General features: G+C 35.8%; 19 protein-coding genes and 1 other RNA gene. 9 read left to right on the top strand and 11 right to left on the bottom strand.

Annotated features, from left to right (window positions below; genetic code table 11):
• Positions 1 to 116: 116 nt before the first annotated feature.
• On the bottom strand, positions 117 to 458 hold the full coding sequence (locus HUS24_RS05830; protein WP_173911133.1) for a hypothetical protein: 342 nt from the start codon (positions 456 to 458) through the stop codon (positions 117 to 119).
• 151 nt (positions 459 to 609) lie between these two features.
• Complete coding sequence (locus HUS24_RS05835; RefSeq protein WP_254433806.1) at positions 610 to 1,182, bottom strand: LysE family translocator; 573 nt, start codon at positions 1,180 to 1,182, stop codon at positions 610 to 612.
• 234 nt (positions 1,183 to 1,416) lie between these two features.
• Between HUS24_RS05835 and rlmKL the strand changes: the two genes are divergently transcribed.
• Positions 1,417 to 3,621 (top strand): bifunctional 23S rRNA (guanine(2069)-N(7))-methyltransferase RlmK/23S rRNA (guanine(2445)-N(2))-methyltransferase RlmL, encoded by a 2,205-nt coding sequence (gene rlmKL, locus HUS24_RS05840; RefSeq protein WP_173911134.1) that lies wholly within the window; start codon positions 1,417 to 1,419, stop codon positions 3,619 to 3,621.
• 18 nt (positions 3,622 to 3,639) lie between these two features.
• Here rlmKL and HUS24_RS05845 read toward each other — a convergent pair whose 3' ends face one another.
• On the bottom strand, positions 3,640 to 4,089 hold the full coding sequence (locus HUS24_RS05845) for a hypothetical protein (protein WP_173911135.1): 450 nt from the start codon (positions 4,087 to 4,089) through the stop codon (positions 3,640 to 3,642).
• 401 nt (positions 4,090 to 4,490) lie between these two features.
• On the opposite strand from HUS24_RS05845, the gene HUS24_RS05850 reads away from it, so the two are divergent.
• A complete protein-coding gene (locus HUS24_RS05850; protein WP_173911136.1) occupies positions 4,491 to 4,733 on the top strand; it encodes a hypothetical protein in 243 nt (80 codons plus the stop codon).
• A gap of 105 nt (positions 4,734 to 4,838) precedes the next feature.
• Here the strand turns inward: HUS24_RS05850 and HUS24_RS05855 are convergent, their stop codons facing one another.
• Both HUS24_RS05855 and yaaA read right to left on the bottom strand, forming a co-directional pair.
• Entirely contained in the window at positions 4,839 to 5,453 is a 615-nt protein-coding gene (locus tag HUS24_RS05855) for a metal-dependent hydrolase (protein ID WP_173911137.1), read from the bottom strand.
• A gap of 30 nt (positions 5,454 to 5,483) precedes the next feature.
• Positions 5,484 to 6,263 carry a peroxide stress protein YaaA gene (gene yaaA, locus HUS24_RS05860; RefSeq protein WP_173911138.1) on the bottom strand — a complete coding sequence of 260 codons (780 nt, stop codon included), beginning with the start codon at positions 6,261 to 6,263 and terminating at the stop codon, positions 5,484 to 5,486.
• Positions 6,264 to 6,382: 119 nt separating this feature from the next.
• Here yaaA and HUS24_RS05865 point away from each other — a divergent pair, with 119 nt between their 5' ends.
• Both HUS24_RS05865 and HUS24_RS05870 read left to right on the top strand, forming a co-directional pair.
• A complete protein-coding gene (locus HUS24_RS05865; RefSeq protein ID WP_173911139.1) occupies positions 6,383 to 7,015 on the top strand; it encodes an alpha/beta hydrolase in 633 nt (210 codons plus the stop codon).
• Positions 7,016 to 7,194: 179 nt separating this feature from the next.
• The gene (locus HUS24_RS05870) at positions 7,195 to 7,818 is read left to right on the top strand and encodes an FMN-binding negative transcriptional regulator (RefSeq protein WP_173911140.1); all 624 of its coding nucleotides are present in this window, start codon (positions 7,195 to 7,197) and stop codon (positions 7,816 to 7,818) included.
• On the opposite strand, the gene rtcR is transcribed toward HUS24_RS05870, so the two are convergent.
• The gene (gene rtcR, locus HUS24_RS05875; RefSeq protein WP_173911141.1) at positions 7,815 to 9,407 is read right to left on the bottom strand and encodes an RNA repair transcriptional activator RtcR; all 1,593 of its coding nucleotides are present in this window, start codon (positions 9,405 to 9,407) and stop codon (positions 7,815 to 7,817) included. The two genes, HUS24_RS05870 and rtcR, sit on opposite strands and share 4 nt — an antisense overlap.
• Positions 9,408 to 9,756: 349 nt before the next feature.
• Here rtcR and HUS24_RS05880 point away from each other — a divergent pair, with 349 nt between their 5' ends.
• The 4 genes from HUS24_RS05880 (at position 9,757) to HUS24_RS05895 (ending at position 12,839) form a co-directional block, all read left to right on the top strand.
• The gene (locus HUS24_RS05880) at positions 9,757 to 10,443 is read left to right on the top strand and encodes an HAD-IA family hydrolase (protein WP_173911142.1); all 687 of its coding nucleotides are present in this window, start codon (positions 9,757 to 9,759) and stop codon (positions 10,441 to 10,443) included.
• Positions 10,427 to 10,885, top strand: a complete 459-nt coding sequence (locus HUS24_RS05885) for an RNA-binding S4 domain-containing protein (RefSeq protein WP_173911143.1) — start codon at positions 10,427 to 10,429, stop codon at positions 10,883 to 10,885. The genes HUS24_RS05880 and HUS24_RS05885 overlap by 17 nt, the downstream gene beginning before the upstream one ends.
• Positions 10,886 to 11,043: 158 nt before the next feature.
• Positions 11,044 to 12,090: a recombinase RecA gene (gene recA / locus HUS24_RS05890; RefSeq protein WP_171531739.1), complete on the top strand. Its 1,047-nt coding sequence runs from the start codon at positions 11,044 to 11,046 to the stop codon at positions 12,088 to 12,090.
• 146 nt (positions 12,091 to 12,236) lie between these two features.
• Complete coding sequence (locus HUS24_RS05895) at positions 12,237 to 12,839, top strand: regulatory protein RecX (RefSeq protein WP_173911144.1); 603 nt, start codon at positions 12,237 to 12,239, stop codon at positions 12,837 to 12,839.
• Positions 12,840 to 12,922: 83 nt separating this feature from the next.
• Here the strand turns inward: HUS24_RS05895 and ffs are convergent.
• Positions 12,923 to 13,019, bottom strand: an RNA gene (ffs, locus tag HUS24_RS05900) — signal recognition particle sRNA small type.
• Between the two features lie 316 nt (positions 13,020 to 13,335).
• Here ffs and HUS24_RS05905 point away from each other — a divergent pair.
• Complete coding sequence (locus tag HUS24_RS05905; protein WP_173911408.1) at positions 13,336 to 14,190, top strand: YbgF trimerization domain-containing protein; 855 nt, start codon at positions 13,336 to 13,338, stop codon at positions 14,188 to 14,190.
• An 86-nt stretch (positions 14,191 to 14,276) separates the two neighbouring features.
• Here the strand turns inward: HUS24_RS05905 and lpxA are convergent, their stop codons facing one another.
• Genes lpxA through HUS24_RS05925 form a run of 4 tightly spaced genes read right to left on the bottom strand, consistent with a single transcriptional unit; the run spans position 14,277 to position 17,103 of the window.
• Positions 14,277 to 15,065 (bottom strand): acyl-ACP--UDP-N-acetylglucosamine O-acyltransferase, encoded by a 789-nt coding sequence (lpxA, locus tag HUS24_RS05910; RefSeq protein WP_173911145.1) that lies wholly within the window; start codon positions 15,063 to 15,065, stop codon positions 14,277 to 14,279.
• Positions 15,062 to 15,547, bottom strand: a complete 486-nt coding sequence (gene fabZ / locus HUS24_RS05915) for a 3-hydroxyacyl-ACP dehydratase FabZ (RefSeq protein ID WP_173911146.1) — start codon at positions 15,545 to 15,547, stop codon at positions 15,062 to 15,064. Before fabZ ends, lpxA begins: the two co-directional genes overlap by 4 nt.
• Positions 15,548 to 15,549: 2 nt before the next feature.
• Positions 15,550 to 16,620 carry a UDP-3-O-(3-hydroxymyristoyl)glucosamine N-acyltransferase gene (lpxD, locus tag HUS24_RS05920; RefSeq protein WP_173911147.1) on the bottom strand — a complete coding sequence of 357 codons (1,071 nt, stop codon included), beginning with the start codon at positions 16,618 to 16,620 and terminating at the stop codon, positions 15,550 to 15,552.
• A gap of 3 nt (positions 16,621 to 16,623) precedes the next feature.
• Positions 16,624 to 17,103 (bottom strand): OmpH family outer membrane protein, encoded by a 480-nt coding sequence (locus tag HUS24_RS05925; RefSeq protein ID WP_173911148.1) that lies wholly within the window; start codon positions 17,101 to 17,103, stop codon positions 16,624 to 16,626.
• Positions 17,104 to 17,138 lie beyond the last annotated feature (35 nt).

The raw sequence follows: 17,138 nt of genomic DNA on the forward strand, positions 1-17,138 counted from the left end.
AATTTATAGATATCATTTCAAAGAGATAATTTAACTGCGCTTGCATACTTCAAAGATAACTGGTGAATAAATTAATTTGGTAACGGCTCTAAACTCAATCAGAGCCGAGCAATTATTTATCTCAATGCACCAATATAGTGATGTGGTACTTGTGCTTTATAAATTTCTTCTTCCGTCACCTCCGCGGCATATTGGTCATATAACATATCTTCAGAGGATTTTTGGGGTGTAATTTTCAAATGAATTAAACTTAATAATTCCTCTGAAATTTCTTTTAATTCCACATCATTACAATCTAGTGCATGTTTTACAACATATTCTGCATATTGTTTATTTTCAATCAGATAGCGAACATCTATTACTCTACCTGAAACTCGTCTAAAACGATTGTATAAACGTGTTGCAACTGTAAAAGTTAAATTATTTGCACGATATTCATCAACAATTAATTCTTGCATTTAATTTCCCCAAGCTTTCAAAATTTTATAGTACCCATTAATTTTCACTTAAATAATGAGTACTTTTACATGAGCAAAATACATACCAAAATTATTGTATTTATTAAATATAAGTAAATTTTCATTCAATGCGAAAATCTAATTTTAGAACTTATCTTGCTATAAAATGCTGCCAACACATCTGTAATGAAATACCAATTAAAACAGCTCCCATGAGCATATTAAAAATTTTGGCACGATGTCTTTCATTTAAAAAACCTGCCAGTTGTTGCCCTGCTATCCCCCAAATCAATAAAGACAAATAACACACAATAAAATAGATCAATACAAAAACAGCCAAATAAAATTGATTATGAGATGCTGAAAATAAGGCGGTACCTGAAACCGCAGCAATCCATGCTTTCGGATTTAACCATTGCATCAACACACCTTGCATAAAACTTGGCATTGCAACCTTTTCTTGCTCTGTTGTTTGTATTTTTTCACCATCAGCTTTGAAAATACTCCACCCAATCCAAATCAACAACGCTGTGCCTAAAATACAAATCCCATCTAATAAAACTGGATAAATTACAAGCAATTGATATAAACCAAAACAGACGGCTGCGAGCAATAGCGTAAATCCAACTGTTGCACCTGAAATAAACCCAAACGTCTTTTTCACACCATAATTCATACTGCTACTGAGAATGGTTAAATTTACAGGACCGGGGGAAATTGACATTGAAAGCGAAAAACTAAACATGGAAAATAAAAGACTGAGCATTTTTGTGATATTTCATTTTATAAAGTTATTCTTCAATAAGGCTAAATAGCATATTTTTCAAGCGAAATAGCTATAAATAAATACCTATTTCTAATTTTTTAAAATAAATCCTTTGGCAAATCGCAAACCCTAAGTTTTCGTCATAAAAATACGTTAAAATATCAGATTGCTTTACAGTCTTTGGAAATGTTCATGAATTCGAAACCACGTCTTTCTACATATTGGGTTACCTGTGCGGATGGACTAGAAACCTTACTACAAGAAGAAATAGAAGGTTTAGGCGTTGAAAATGTTGAACGTTTTCCGGGTCGCCTTGTCTTTAAAGGAACACTTGAGCAAGCGTATCGCGTGTGTATGTGGTCGCGTTTGGCTTCACGTGTACTTACTCCGATCCATGTGCATGAGTTAGATTTTACCCATGATGCACGTGATGTGGCTGAAGAACTTTATGAAGGTGCAATGAATTTTGACTGGTCACTGATTTTTGCACCACAGAGTACATTTGCCGTTCGTTTGCATGTAGAACGTGAGATTAAAGTGAATACTCAATTTGCCACTTTACGTGTTAAGGATGGTGTGGTTGACTCATTTATGGAAGCAGTTGGTAAGCGTCCAAGTATTGATATTAAACAACCTGAGATCACTTTATATGTTTTAGCAGGTAAAACTGAACATACTTATTGCTTAGATTTATCAGGCGATTCTTTACATAAACGTGGTTATCGCCGTTATATGACCGATGCACCGATTAAAGAAAACCTTGCTGCAGCAATATTACAAAAAGCCAAACTCAAACAGCGTCATCCAGACATTATTCTCGACCCGATGTGTGGTTCAGGCACATTTATTATTGAATCTTTAATGATTTTAACTGATCGTGCACCAGGTTTAGTCCGCCGTTTTGGTTTCTTGGGTTGGAATGGGCATGATCATGATCTTTGGATGAGCATCAAAGCCGAAGCTGCTGAACGTCATAAAGATGCGATGGCGCAGCCATTACCCCAGTTTTATGCCTATGATGCTGACTGGGAAGCGGTGAAAGCCACCAAACAAAATATCATTGCTGCAGGTTTTGAATCTGTTTTAGATCAAATTAAAATTGAAGAACGCACGCTAGCGGATTGGCCAGATTTTCAAGCGGAAGGTAAATCTGCTTTTGTCGTAACCAATCCACCATATGGTGAACGTTTAGGTGATAAAGCATCAAATCGTGCGTTGTATTTAGGTCTTTCTGCGCTATTACAAAACAATTTCCCAAATCAGTATGCGGCTGTGATCGCTGCTGCTGTTGAGCAAGCCGATGTACTTGCATTTAACAATCCGCAAATTTTACGTTTAATGAATGGTAAATTACCGATTTACGTTCGCTTTGGGGATATTAAGCCTGCAACTGTTGTTAAACCGTTCCTTGCTGATTGGCAACCTCAACAATTTGAAAAAATTGAAGGCGCTGAAGACTTTACTAACCGCTTGCAAAAAAATATGCAAACTTTGAAAAAGTGGGCAGTTAAAGAAAATATTCATTGTTTACGTTTATATGATGCTGATTTACCAGACTTTAATGTTGCTGTAGATTTATATGGTGAACGTCTACATGTGCAAGAATATGCCCCACCAAAAACCATTGATCCTGAAAAAGCCAAAAAGCGTTTTAATCTTGCATTGGCTGCGATTCGTGCTGTGACAGGTTTAGGTCGTGATGCGATCTTTATCAAAACACGTGCGCGCCAAGAAGGTAAAAACCAATATTCAAAACAAAGCACTGCCTCAAAACGTTTTATCGTGCAAGAAGGTAAAGCCAAGATTTTGGTGAATTTAACCGATTATTTAGATACAGGATTATTCTTAGATCACCGTCAAATGCGTTTAAAAATTGCTGCTGAAGCCAAAGGCAAGCATTTCCTAAATTTGTATAGTTACACATCTACAGCAAGTTTACATGCAGCTTTAGGTGGCGCAGCAAGCACAACCAGTGTTGACTTATCCAACACCTATTTAAACTGGTCAAAAGAGAATTTTGTCTTGAATGGTTTAACTGTAGACCATGCAGACGAGCAACACCAATTTTTTGCAAGTGACTGCTTTGAATGGCTAAAAGAAGGTCATGAACAATATGACTTGATCTTTATTGACCCTCCAACATTCTCAAACTCGAAAAAATTCTATGGTACTTTTGACGTACAACGTGACCACATTTCACTTATTAAACGTGCAATGAATCGTTTAAGTACGCAAGGCACTTTATATTTCTCAAATAACTATCGTGGTTTTGAAATGGATGAGGAAATTGAAGCCTTATATGATGTGCAAGAAATTAGCCATGAAACCATTGGCTTAGATTTCAAACGCAATCAAAAAATCCATAGAGCATGGAAAATTACGCATATCCAAAACTAAAACAAATGTTTTAAGGAATTAGTGTGCCTCTGGACTCGTGTAAATGGTGATTTTGTCTTCACCATGCACCGTTATCGTATTTCCAAGCACACTGATTCCATATTCTGTTACTTTTGCTTTATTTGGGATAAATGGTTTTTTCTGCACTAAATTCTGTGGAAAGTGCGCTTCTTGACGCTGTTGTTCATAATCATTTAATACCACATAAGCCAAATGATCTTTTTTAATAGCATTAGACTGCTGATCTGCCAATTGGTGATTGGTTTCATTTTGATGCTCTATAGAGTTCTGCACATCCCGCTTTACTGCTGTAATCACTACAGGCGTAATTGTTCCTACATAATCAACATCCGTTGCCAGCACCTCATCTTTAATGGGTGAAATCGAGAAAGCGCTAGAACATACACAACTTAGCAAAATCCCGAGCAAGCAACATTGAGAATTTTGACCATATTTTTTCAGCCCCATGCCCATTTTAAGCTCCTATCTGTATTTTTATTATCCTATTCAACTTAACAACTTTTAGTAACTACAACAACCTTAAATCTTAACTTCCCGATAATCAGCATTTTTAAAATATATTTATTATTTTATTTCAATAACTTAAAAATATAATGTTTAATAAAATACTATTTGCCCAATTTAAACTTTCTAGATTATTCCAGTTTTATTTGATAAAAAGTTGAAATGGTTTTCTTTGGCTCATTCGTCAGTTTGGTATTTAAAATCGTAAAAAGAGCATTCAAAAATGTCATAAATTATGACAAAGCTATCACTTTAATTTGATATTTTGACATATTTAACAATTGATAAAATTTAATTTTAATTCTAAAGTGGTCTTAGATGTTTCAATCACGTTTGGGAAAATCATGCGATATAAAATTATTGATACTTATCATCATAACGATACTCAACGCTACATCGCAAAATGCTTAAAACCACACTCTCCTTTATTTATCACTTTAGAAAGTGACCGTACTTTATGCAGAGAAATTGACATCATTGATGTTAATTTAGAAACCAATAAAGCTACATGGGCAACTGGAGAAAAAATTTCCTTAAATGTTTTGAATCAATTTGATCATTTAGAAAAAATTTATGAGTTAAATTGAATACCTCATTCAGATCAAAAAATTAATTTTCAAATCAATAAGATGTTTTGAAATACATGTAGAATAATAATCATTGATTTTAAATTATATTTTATTTAGCAACATTTAACTTAAGGCTGCTAACAAATTTCTTTTTGCGTTCTCTTCAAATCTTTGTTGAAAATATTCAGTCTGAAATAATGGCTGTTGTTGATAAAACTGTGTCAAAATTTCCGCCCTTTTCACTTGATAAATATCAGGTTTTACCCAAGCATATTCTTGTTGGATTTGCTTTTCATACTCGGTAAAGCGTTGTGGTGAAGCGCCTAAGATAGCAAGATCAATATCCAATAAATATTTTAAATCATGTACTTTGGTTGGCAGATGTTTTTTAGTCGCAATAATCCATTTAGCGACTTTTTCAAGTTCAGCTTTTTTTAAAATACCCATACAATGTTTAAGCATTATTTTGGCACTTTGTTCTTCATTATCTGAGGCTTGTGGATTATAAATCACATCATGAAACCAAATGGCTAACTCAACGGCTATTGGATCATGCAGTTGATCTTTAATTTGATGAAAGAGATTTAAGCATTCCACAATATGTTGATGTGTATGATAATAATTATGTGAATAAGCATAATTAAGTATCGAGAATAATGATGATTGCGCAGTTGTGAAATTTACTCGCTCAGAAAATTGTGTCCAATACTGCTGAAATTGCTCTTGATCATTTTGCATTAGACACACTCCTCTTACAATCTAAAATCCTTAAGCGGCTTGCTCATCTCGCTTAAACACTAGTTCACCTTTTAGTGAGCTTTCGGCATCAAAATAATAACCATCCGTGTTAAAAGCTTTTAAAGCCTCAATTGTTTCAATCTGATTTTCAATCATAAATCGTGCCATCAAACCCCGTGCTTTTTTTGCATAAAAACTAATCACTTTATACTGACCATTTTTTTGATCAAGAAAAACAGGTTTGATAATCTCTGCTTCAATTTTATTTTCTTTAACTGCTTTATAATATTCATCTGATGCAAGATTTACTAAAATTTTAGTACCTGCATGTTGTAAATCTTGATTAATCAAATCGGTAATTTTATCTCCCCAAAACTCATATAAATTATTTCCCGCTGAATTTTTAAGCTTTGTTCCCATTTCCAAACGGTAAGGCATCATCAAATCCAAAGGTCTTAACAAACCATAGAGCCCAGACAACATACGTAAATGTTTTTGTGAATATTCAATATTTTTTATAGTTAGATGATAAGCATCTAAACCTGTATAGACATCACCTTTAAAAGCGAAAATGGCTTGGCGTGCATTAGAAAAGTTAAAATCAGTTGTCCAATCACGAAAACGCGCAACATTTAAACTGGCAATTTTTTCACTGACGTTCATTAAACTTGCAATTTCAGTTGCAGATAAGGCCTGACACACTGTGATCAATTGTTCTGAAGCATCCAACAGTCTTGGCATTGTGTGCTGATCAGTTGGCAAATCTGTTTCATAATCCAATGTTTTTGCAGGAGAAATTAGAGCAAGCATAAAGTTTCCAGATCAAAAATGATCTTCATAATATAACAGTTGCACTGATTTTATGCGAATCGTGTTTTTAGCCCTCAATAATCGTTAAAATAAATCATTTTGAGCAATATCCAAAGTTTATGTTTGAACATATGTTAATCCAAGGTCAAGCGGGCAACATTGATATTTTGGTTAATTATCCTGAAGGAGAGATAAAAGCTTTTGCAATTGTTTGCCATCCTCATCCTTTGCAAGGTGGCACTCCTTTACATAAAGTTCCTACCTTACTCACACAAATTTTTAATCAGAATGGCTGTATTGTTTATCGTCCTTTTTTTCGCGGTTTAGGACAAACTGAAGGTACACATGATGATGGTTTTGGTGAAACTGATGATATTTTAGCTGTGATTCAGCATCTCTATCGTTTACATCCTGAACTTAATTTTTATGCTGGTGGTTTTAGTTTTGGAGCACATGTTTTAGCAAAATGCAATGTTCAGCTTCCCCCACAACACAAACCAAAACAAATGATTTTATGTGGTTTACCCACTGCTAGAGTACGTGGTATCCGTGAATATAAAACACCACACTTACAAGGTGATATTTTATTTATTCATGGTGAAAAAGATGAAATTACTCGACTTTCTGACCTGCTGATTTGGGCTACACTACAAAAACATCTAATTACCGTTTTACCTGGTGCGAATCATTTTTTTACAGGATATTTAAAGCAATTAAATCTCGCAATTTCACGTTTTTTGAAGGTTGAATAGCCCTATTGTACTCTTCTGGATTTTTCAATCTTGTGTAAAGTTTTAGGCTCTAGACTAACAGAGTAGTTATGTTAATCTAGAGCTTAAGTAATTATTTTAGAATCATATTTCCTCAAGTTTTTACTTGGGGAAATATTTAAATAAAAAATTCACAATCATCATGTTAAAAGTGAAGTTATATGTTCATTGCACCTGAATTCCAAGAAACCCGACCTGAAGAAATTCAACGTCTTGTTCAAGATTATCCATTGGCAACAATCGTTACGCAAACCAATCAAGGTTTGATTGCCAATCATATTCCTTTACTTTTTAAGTCTGAACACATATTGCTCGGTCATATTGCCAAGGCCAATGAAATGTATGCTTTGATTACTGAGAATCAAAATGTACTTGTAATATTCAAAGGTGAAGATGCTTATATTTCTGCCAATGATTATCCGAGTAAATGGGTTGACCATAAAAAAGTACCAACATGGAATTATCAAGCGGTACATATAAATGGCACATTAAAATTCTATGATGATCAAAAATCTAAACTTGCCGCAGTGGGCATGCTGACCAAAATACAAGAACAAAAAACCAATGCAGAGCAGGCATGGAAAATGTCCGATGCACCAAAAGATTATATTATTCATTTACTTGAGGATTTAGTAGTATTTGAAATTCAAATCACACGCATACAAGCACAATCAAAACTCAGTCAAAATCGTGAAGCAACAGATTTTGATGCCGTGATTAAACGCCTCAAAGACCGTCAACAAGATAATTTAGCTCAAGCAATGTCGAACTTACCACGCGATTAGGCGATATCCGCCCACGTTAAACCAAACTTGGCTAAATACTTTTTCACCCGATCTGAATCATTGGTTGATTGGCGTTGTTCACGGGAAATGGCAAATAAACGCCTGCCCGCATCTGCCATTGATTTTGATTGTTTACACACATGAATCACACCTTCAAGTTGAATCCGATCAAACTCATCCAGTTCTGCCTGTTGTTGAGCTGACAAAATTCCATCTAAAATTGAAGTTGTAGATGCTGCGTTTTGAACATGCCAAATTTTCTGTAAGCGTTGAATTTCCGCCTCAACTTCATTTAAACCAATGCGCTCACCATTCGCCAAAGTCGCCATTCTTGTTACACTTGCAGTTAAATCACGAAAATTTCCCTGCCAAGTCGCTTCATTTGATTGGGCAAATTTTAAATATTTTTCCAAAGCATCACTATGAAAACGTAACAGACGCTGTTGTTGCGTGGCAAAACGTTGTAATTCAAACTCAATATTTGGCGCAATATCTTCACGACGATGCTTTAAATCAGGCAAGAAAAATGTCCATGTATTTAAACGTGCCCACAAATCTTCCCGAAAACGTCCTACTTGTACCTCTGTACGCAAATCTTTATTCGTCCCTGCGATCAGTTGAAAATCTGCCTGAACTTCTTTATCAGAACCCATAGGAAAAAAAGATTTATCTTCTAAGGCTTTGAGCAACATCGCCTGTTCATCTAAACCCAACTCACCAATTTCATCTAAAAATAAAATTCCACCATCAGCACTTTTTAAATAACCTGTTCGGGCATTGGCTGCACCTGTAAATGAACCTTTGATGTGTCCAAAAAGAGCCGACATTGCACCATCACCACACAATGTTGCGCAGTTCACATCAATAAAACGCCCTTCTAAATGAAATTTTTCTTTTTTCAGTTGATAAATTTGTTTGGCTAAATGTGATTTTCCGACACCTGTTGCGCCCATAATTAAAATAGGTGCTTTGGAACGTGTTGCAACCAATTCAACTTCCTGAATCAGTAAATTAAAATCTTTATTTTTCGTGGCAATATTGGCTTTGAGTTGCTGCCAATTGGCAGACTGTTCATTTTCAAAACGTTGTGTTAATGCGGCATAACGAGATAAATCCAAATCAATGATGCGATATTCTCCTTCAGGCTGTTGCTTGCCTGTGGGTGAACTTTGAATCAGTTTTGCAGGTAAATAGTGCGCATCGATTAATAAATACCAACAAATTTGTGCCACATGCGTGCCTGTAGTGATATGTAGATAATAATTATTCTTTTCTGTATCAAAAGTATAAGACTTCACAAAATCATACAATGCCCCATACATATCGGAAAAATCCCACGGATCTCGAATATTGACCTGCTGACCTGTGATCTGAGTCGATGGTGAAATTTGAGCAGCGTCTTGTTTTAAATGTTCAATTAAACTACTACTTCGGCGGTCATGCAAAAGCACCAACTCATCCACCAATAAATCTTCATGCATCAGCAAGCTCATGGTCGGACGCCAACGCTGCCAACGCTCTTCTTTTTTACCTTGATCTAGCGTAGAACCAACAAAACCAATCACCACTGTTTTTTTAGACTTTTGCATATTTTCTATAAAATTTTATAGTTTCAATATAAGCAATATAGCGAAATCCTGCGCTTTAATACAATGAATCGCTGTTATTTTACAGGTCTTTCTTAGGACAGTTGTGTTTTTAATTGCACCACAGACTTCTGGATCAATATAAGGATTTTTCGGAAATTTATGGCTATACTTGTGACCATCTATTGATTTTTAAAAATATGTACACATTTTATTTAAAAAGCTGAAAAACTTGTTGAACTTTGAAAATACATCAAGATCTTATAACTTGATTTATTATTTAAAATTCAATAATTAACAAATAAAAAGTACAAATACATTGTACTTTGAAAATACTTAAAGGTAGTTAAATATGCAACCTATCCTGATGTTTGATATGGATGGAACACTTCTTGATTTAGCATTTGATGACTTTATTTGGAATGAAAAACTACCTGAACGTCATGCTCAAACCCATCAATGTTCATTAGAACAAAGTAAAAGTACTTTATTTGAATTTTATCAAGAGCATAAACATACGATTCTTTGGTATTCATCGCAATATTGGAGTGAAAAAGTCGGTGTTGATGTTTTAAGATTACAATATGATTTTCAAGATAAAATCCAGCCACGCATAGGCTGTATTGAACTATTAGAAAACTTAAAAGCACAAGGTTATCGTTGTTGGCTACTCACCAATGCAGACAGCGCAGGTTTAAAGTTAAAACTTGAAAATGTCGATCTTGCACCTTATTTTGAAGTTATTGTCAGCAGTCAAGAAATCGGATATTCCAAAGAGTTTGTAGAATTTTGGCAAATTTTACAACAAAAACACCCTTTCGATCCGCAACACGCATTTATGATTGATGACACAGCACCTGTACTTGAAGGTGCGAAACGTTTTGGGATTGCAAATCTAATCACCATTACGCAGCCTTCTAGTTTAAAAGCTGCACGTAATCCATTAGAGTTACATTATCCAGCGATTCAACATTTAACAGAGTTATTGCCAATCTTGGCGCAATATCAAATTAAGGATGTCGATGTCAAAACAGCCTAAAAATCAAAAAGATCAAAACGCCCAAGAAAATGACACAGTCCGTGCTGACAAATGGCTTTGGGCTGCACGTTTCTTTAAAACTCGATCGATTGCTAAAGCAGCCATTGAAGGTGGTAAAGTTCATCATGATGGTGAACGCATTAAAGTTTCGAAAGAAATTCGTATCGGTATGGAACTGACGATACAACAAGGGTTTGACCGCAAGACGGTAGTAGTTAAAGCCTTGTCAAATGTGCGTGGTGGTGCGCCTGCTGCCCAGCTATTATATGAAGAAACTGAAGTCAGTATTGCGAAACGAGAATTGATTTCAACCCAAAGAAAATTGCATAATCTTGCACGACCTGAACATCGACCAAGTAAGAAAGACCGTCGAGAAATCAGTAAATTTAGACAAGAAAACGATGCAGGTTATGACCAAAATTGGTCATATCATGATGAATAAAATTAAAGATTGCAAATGCGACATATTATGTCGTAATAGCGCAGTTTAATGTAGATCAGGAATTATTTTTCTGTCACTATTGCTGTTGTGGACGAAGATCAAATTTAAAGACATCCACTTTAGCGAATAGTGAATTTATATTGTTTTGAGGTTTCAAGATGGATGATAACAAAAGTAAAGCGCTGAATGCTGCATTAAGTCAAATTGAAAAACAATTTGGTAAAAATACAGTGATGCGTTTAGGTGACAATACTGTACAAGCAGTAGAGTCAGTTTCTACAGGTTCTTTAACACTGGATATCGCATTGGGTATCGGTGGTTTACCTAAAGGTCGTATTGTTGAGATTTATGGTCCTGAATCTTCAGGTAAAACCACCATGACTTTACAAGCGATTGCACAATGCCAAAAAGCAGGTGGAACTTGTGCCTTTATTGATGCTGAGCATGCACTCGATCCTCAATATGCACGTAAACTTGGCGTAGATATTGATAATTTATTGGTTTCTCAACCAGATAATGGTGAGCAAGCACTTGAAATTGCCGATATGCTCGTTCGTTCAGGTGCGATCGATATGATCGTAGTCGACTCTGTTGCAGCCTTAACACCAAAAGCTGAAATTGAAGGTGAAATGGGCGACTCGCACATGGGTCTACAAGCTCGATTGATGAGCCAAGCATTGCGTAAAATCACAGGTAATGCCAAACGTTCAAACTGTATGGTGATCTTCATTAACCAAATTCGTATGAAAATTGGTGTGATGTTTGGTAGCCCTGAAACCACTACAGGTGGTAATGCTTTAAAATTCTATGCCTCTGTGCGTCTTGATATTCGCCGTATTGGTCAAGTTAAGGAAGGCGATGAAATCGTTGGCTCTGAAACACGTGTTAAAGTTGTTAAGAATAAAATGGCTCCTCCGTTCCGTGAAGCAGTTTTCCAAATCATGTATGGTAAAGGTGTTAACCATTTAGGTGAGTTGGTCGATCTTGCTGTTGCACAAGATATCGTACATAAAGCAGGTGCTTGGTATTCATATCAAGGTGACAAAATCGGTCAAGGTAAAAACAATGCCATTCGCCACATGGAAGAAAATCCAGAAATGGCAGCCGAAATCGAAAAATTGATTCGTGAAAAACTACTCACAACATCGAATGCTGCACCTGTTGAAGAAAAAGACGAAGAAGAACCAGACTTTTTAGATGTTTAAGTTAAATATCTAAAGTCTAAAGCTAAGTTTAAACGCCCAAATTTGGGCGTTTTTAGCATGCTAATCCATACAAGCCAATTTTGGAATCTCAACCAAAATTATTAAAATAGAAATCCACCATTTAAAGGTTACCTTCATCTACTGCCATGTCTGCTTCTAAATTTCCTAAAATGCTAAATTATGATGCACTGAAACAACAGTTTTCTTCTGAATCTGTACCTGAAATCAGACAACATGACGTAAATGACGAACAAGCATTAAGTTTTGAGCAAGAATCTCAAAAAAAATCGCAAGGCTTAACAGGCACTCGTTTGCGTTCTTATGCTTTTGCGACATTAACCCGTAAGGAGTATTCTAAAGTAGATTTGATCGAAAAACTGTGTCTATACGCAGAAGATCGCAATGAGGTTATTGCATTGGTAGAAGAGTTAGCCCAAGAAAATTATCAAAGTGATCAACGTGTTGCTGAAATGACTGTACGCAGCCAAATTCGCCAAGGTAAAGGTCCAAATCGCATCAAAATGGCATTACGTACGAAACATTTAGATAAGTCATTGGTCAATGAGGATTTACAAGACATTGATTGGTATGAGCAAGCCTATCAATTAAAAGTGAAAAAATATGGAACTGAAGTAAGTAAAGATCCGAAAATCAAAGCTAAACAAATCCGATTTTTACAATATCGAGGCTTTGAAATGGATGCGATTATGAAAGCAATTAACAAAAAATCAGATGGTTTTGATGAATGATATCAACAAGATATTCAAAATAAAAATGAAATAGAAAATAAAATTAAGGAAAAATAAGATTATAATTTTAAATCTGGTGGCAACCCTACTAGCAAAACCTCGGCACATCATAGTTCTGATACCGTTGCTACCTTCCGGTCCTGGCGGGGTTCTCAGAGTACAATTGCGAAGCCACCAGCAGGGCTACCATTGCAAGATCAAAGTATAGAGATTTTTAAATTTCTTGCAAGTAGCCATTTCTATTTTTAAGGATTTTTATGACTGTTTGATTAATTCCTCAGCAACATCAATAAAAACAGCAGTATAAATAAAGAGAATCACACTATTTCCTGTATATTTACTCAGAAATAATCACATTTTAAAAGAAATGCTAGAACATTGAAAAAGCAGCTTGCATTCCCCCGCCGAGCCGTTTTAAATAAAACCCATTCTCGAATGATATGACTGATTTCTCAATAAGAAATACAGGCAATAAAGCTACTTTTATGGATTTAACATTATGCTAAAAAAGCATGCGCTCCTTTCAATCGCACTTTTAAGTTCAGCGACTTTGTATGCTATTCCTATTGAATCTAGAGGTTTGAGTAATCAAGACCCAAATAGCAACATTTCTGGTTCCCCTACGCCTATTACTGGAAATATGAACTGGGATTTAATGCAAAAAAATCAACAATTAGAAAATCAAATCCGTGAACTACGTGGCAAGATTGAAGAACAAGACAATGCAATTGAACAACTTAACAAAGAACTGACAAACCGTTATACCGATTTAGATCAACGTTTAGAGTTAATGACACAAAAATTAGATGCCGATGCTGACGCAACTGATGAGAGCAATCCTGATACAGCAACACCAGAAACTCAAACACCATCTGATCCAAACACGTCCACCCCAACTCAAACACCTATTGCAACTACACCAAACTCGCAAAGTACAACCGAAGCTCCCACTCAAGAAACCGTGAATACCAGTAATACTACGGATTTAGAAAAAGCAGCTTATACTGTTGCTTTGGATGCTTATAAACAAGGTGGCGCTAAAAAAGCCATTGAGCCAATGCAAAATTTTATTAAAAATAATCCTAACGGTATTTATACAGGCAATGCATATTTTTGGTTAGCCGAGTTCAACTTAGCTATCGAACCACCAAATTATGAAGAAGCTAAAAAGAATTACGAAGTTGTTGCTGCAAAATACGCGAATTCATCTAAAGCACCACGTGCCTTATATCGCTTATATAGTATTGCAATGGAAGTAAATAAAAACCCTCAAACTGCAAATGTTTATAAAAACAAACTGTTAACAGCATTTCCTGATTCAGAAGAAGCGACGTATCTGAAGAAAAGTTAATGTAAATCATTTTTTATAAGCAAATAAAAAGACATCCGCTTGGATGTCTTTTTTAAATCTATAAAATTCAATTTAAAATCAGGATATTAACGGACAATACCACGTTTTGACTGAATTAAAGAATCTAATAATAGCTGTGCTTCTGGGACTTCAGGTAAAATGTCTGCTGTGATTTTTGCAATCGCTTGTTCAGTGGTTAAATTGTCTTTATAAATCAATTTAAATGCTTCACGTAAACCTTGAATCACATTTTTAGACCAACCTTTACGGCGCATGCCTTCGACATTCATTCCAAAGGCGTGAGCAGGATTACCAGATACCATCACATAAGCAGGGACATCTTTTAAAATCAAAGACGCTCCACCGATCATGCTATAAGAATCAATCTTACAAAATTGATGAATACCTGAGTTTCCACCAACAATCACATAATCGCCAATGTGGACATGACCCGCTATTCCAACATTATTCGCAAAAATATTGTGGTCACCAATTTGGCAGTCATGTGCAACATGTGTATTGACCATAAGCAAATTATGGCTACCCACTTTGGTTAAGCCATGATCCTGAACCGTACCACGATGCAAGCTACAGTGTTCACGAATTTTATTTGCATCGCCTACTTCCAACCAAGTTTCTTCACCTTGAAACTTAAGGTCTTGGCACACTTCACCCACACTTGCAAATTGAAAAATTTCGTTATCTTTACCAATGCGCGTAAAACCACCTACCACGACATGAGAATGAAGTTTAGTACCAGAATCAATGCTAACATTCGGCCCGATAATACAATACGGTCCAATTTCTACATCAGCAGCAATCTGCGCAGTAGAATCAATGATAGCGGTAGAATGAATTAAATCTTTGTTACTCATGCCTGCTCTAATTTCTGATGAGAGATGATAATTTCAGCAGTTGCTGCTACCATGCCGTCTACACTAGCAGTACATAAATATTTGTAAATGCCACGTTTTTGCATAAGTAATTCAGATTTTAGCACAAGTTGGTCACCTGGAACGACTTGTTTTTTGAAACGCACTTTCTCAGCACCAGCAAACAAAAACAATGAACCAGGTCTTGGTTTTTCATTATTCATAATAAAACCCAACACACCTGAAATTTGTGCCATCGCTTCAACGATCAACACGCCCGGCATAATCGGATAACCAGGAAAATGACCTTGCATAAATTCTTCATTGATGGACACATTTTTATAGCCAACAATGCCATTGTCCGTGACTTCTGTAACACGATCAACAAGCAAAAACGGATAACGATGTGGTAAATACTCACGAATCGTTTGGGTTTGCATGGGTAATTCTGGAACCGTAAAAGGTAGAGATTTAGACTCAGTCATAATTATTTACGCGATTTTAAAGTTGATTCAAGTTGCTCAATTTGAGCTTGCATATGATCTAGCTGTTTGACTATCTTGGTCAATGGCACATCTGCTAATTGTCGAAGCCGAACAACCGTACGTTTCCATTTAGAATTTTCTAAAATCCCCATTCCTGAAGAATAAGTTCCAGCTTCCAAAATATTTCCTGTGACCATTGACATTCCGGTTAATGTCACATTATCAGCGATTTTTATGTGACCCACTATGCCACATGCCCCTGCAAGAATACAGTTTTTGCCAATAACAGTACTGCCTGCGATACCACACTTGGCTGCAATCGCTGTATTTTCACCAATCACCACGTTATGTGCGATTTGCACAAGGTTATCAATAATGACACCATCTTTCAGAATAGTGTCATCTAGAGCACCACGATCTATACTACAATTTGAACCAATTCGCACATCATTACCAATCTGTACAGAACCCAATTGCACGATTCTGTTCCATTTTCCTTGATAGGGCGCAAATCCAAAACCTTCACCGCCGATCACTGTATTGGCATGAATCCGCACACGATTGGCAATTTTAGCTTTGCCCGTAATCGTGACATGTGAATCAATAAAGCAATTTTTTCCAACTTCAACGTGATTATCAAGCTGCACATGTGATTGAATCACCGTATCATCGCCCACGACACAATTTTCGCCAATCACTACATAATGACCAATATAGGCATTATCAGCAATGATTGCTGAATCTGCAATTTGAGCAGTTGCTTCAATACCACGTTTCAGCACCTTATCTTCAAAATGATGCGTCAAAATGGCAAAAGCCAAATATGGATTATCTACCACGATAAAATTATAATGATTACTCAATTGCTTTTTGAGTGCAGCGGTGACAATTAAAGCACCTGCTTTTGATGCCTGTGCTTCTTGCAAATATTTTTCGCCATTCACAAAAGAAATGTGCTGAGATTGTGCCTGTTCTAGACTAGATAATCCAATTAGAACAAGATCAGATTGACCAATTAGCTCACCTTGGACAAGTTGAGCTAATTCATCGAGATGAAATTGATGAGATGTCATTGATTACTTAATTGCATTAACCTTTTGGATCATTTTAGCAGTTAAATCATTCTTTGCGTCATAAGCTAAAGTTGAATTTCTATTCAAAATCATATCTAAACCGTTCTCTTGGCGCAATTGTTCAGCAGCTTGCTTAACACGTGTTTCAAAAGTCTTGTTGGTATTTTGAATTGTGGTTTGTACTTTTGCTTGTACCGACTGTTGAATAGATTGATATTCAGTCACTTTTGCTTGGTACTGTTTCTGAATTTGTTCAGGATTTGCACCTTTAGCCTGTGCCTGTTGTTGCAAGCTTTGGATATCTTTAGAAATTTTTTCAAGCTTTGCTGAGTCAGGTTTAACCATTTGCTCTAAGCTTACATTTTGTTGTTTTAAATAAGTGCTGCTTTCCACTACTTTTTCGATATCTACAACACCATATCCAGCCGCATTGACCAAACCTGTAAAACCTAAACCAATCAATGCACATACTATTTTTTTCATAATTCTACCTTCACGATATTTTGAATTTTAAAGGA

The organism is Acinetobacter sp. Marseille-Q1618, from assembly GCF_902809855.1.
GTDB lineage: Bacteria > Pseudomonadota > Gammaproteobacteria > Pseudomonadales > Moraxellaceae > Acinetobacter.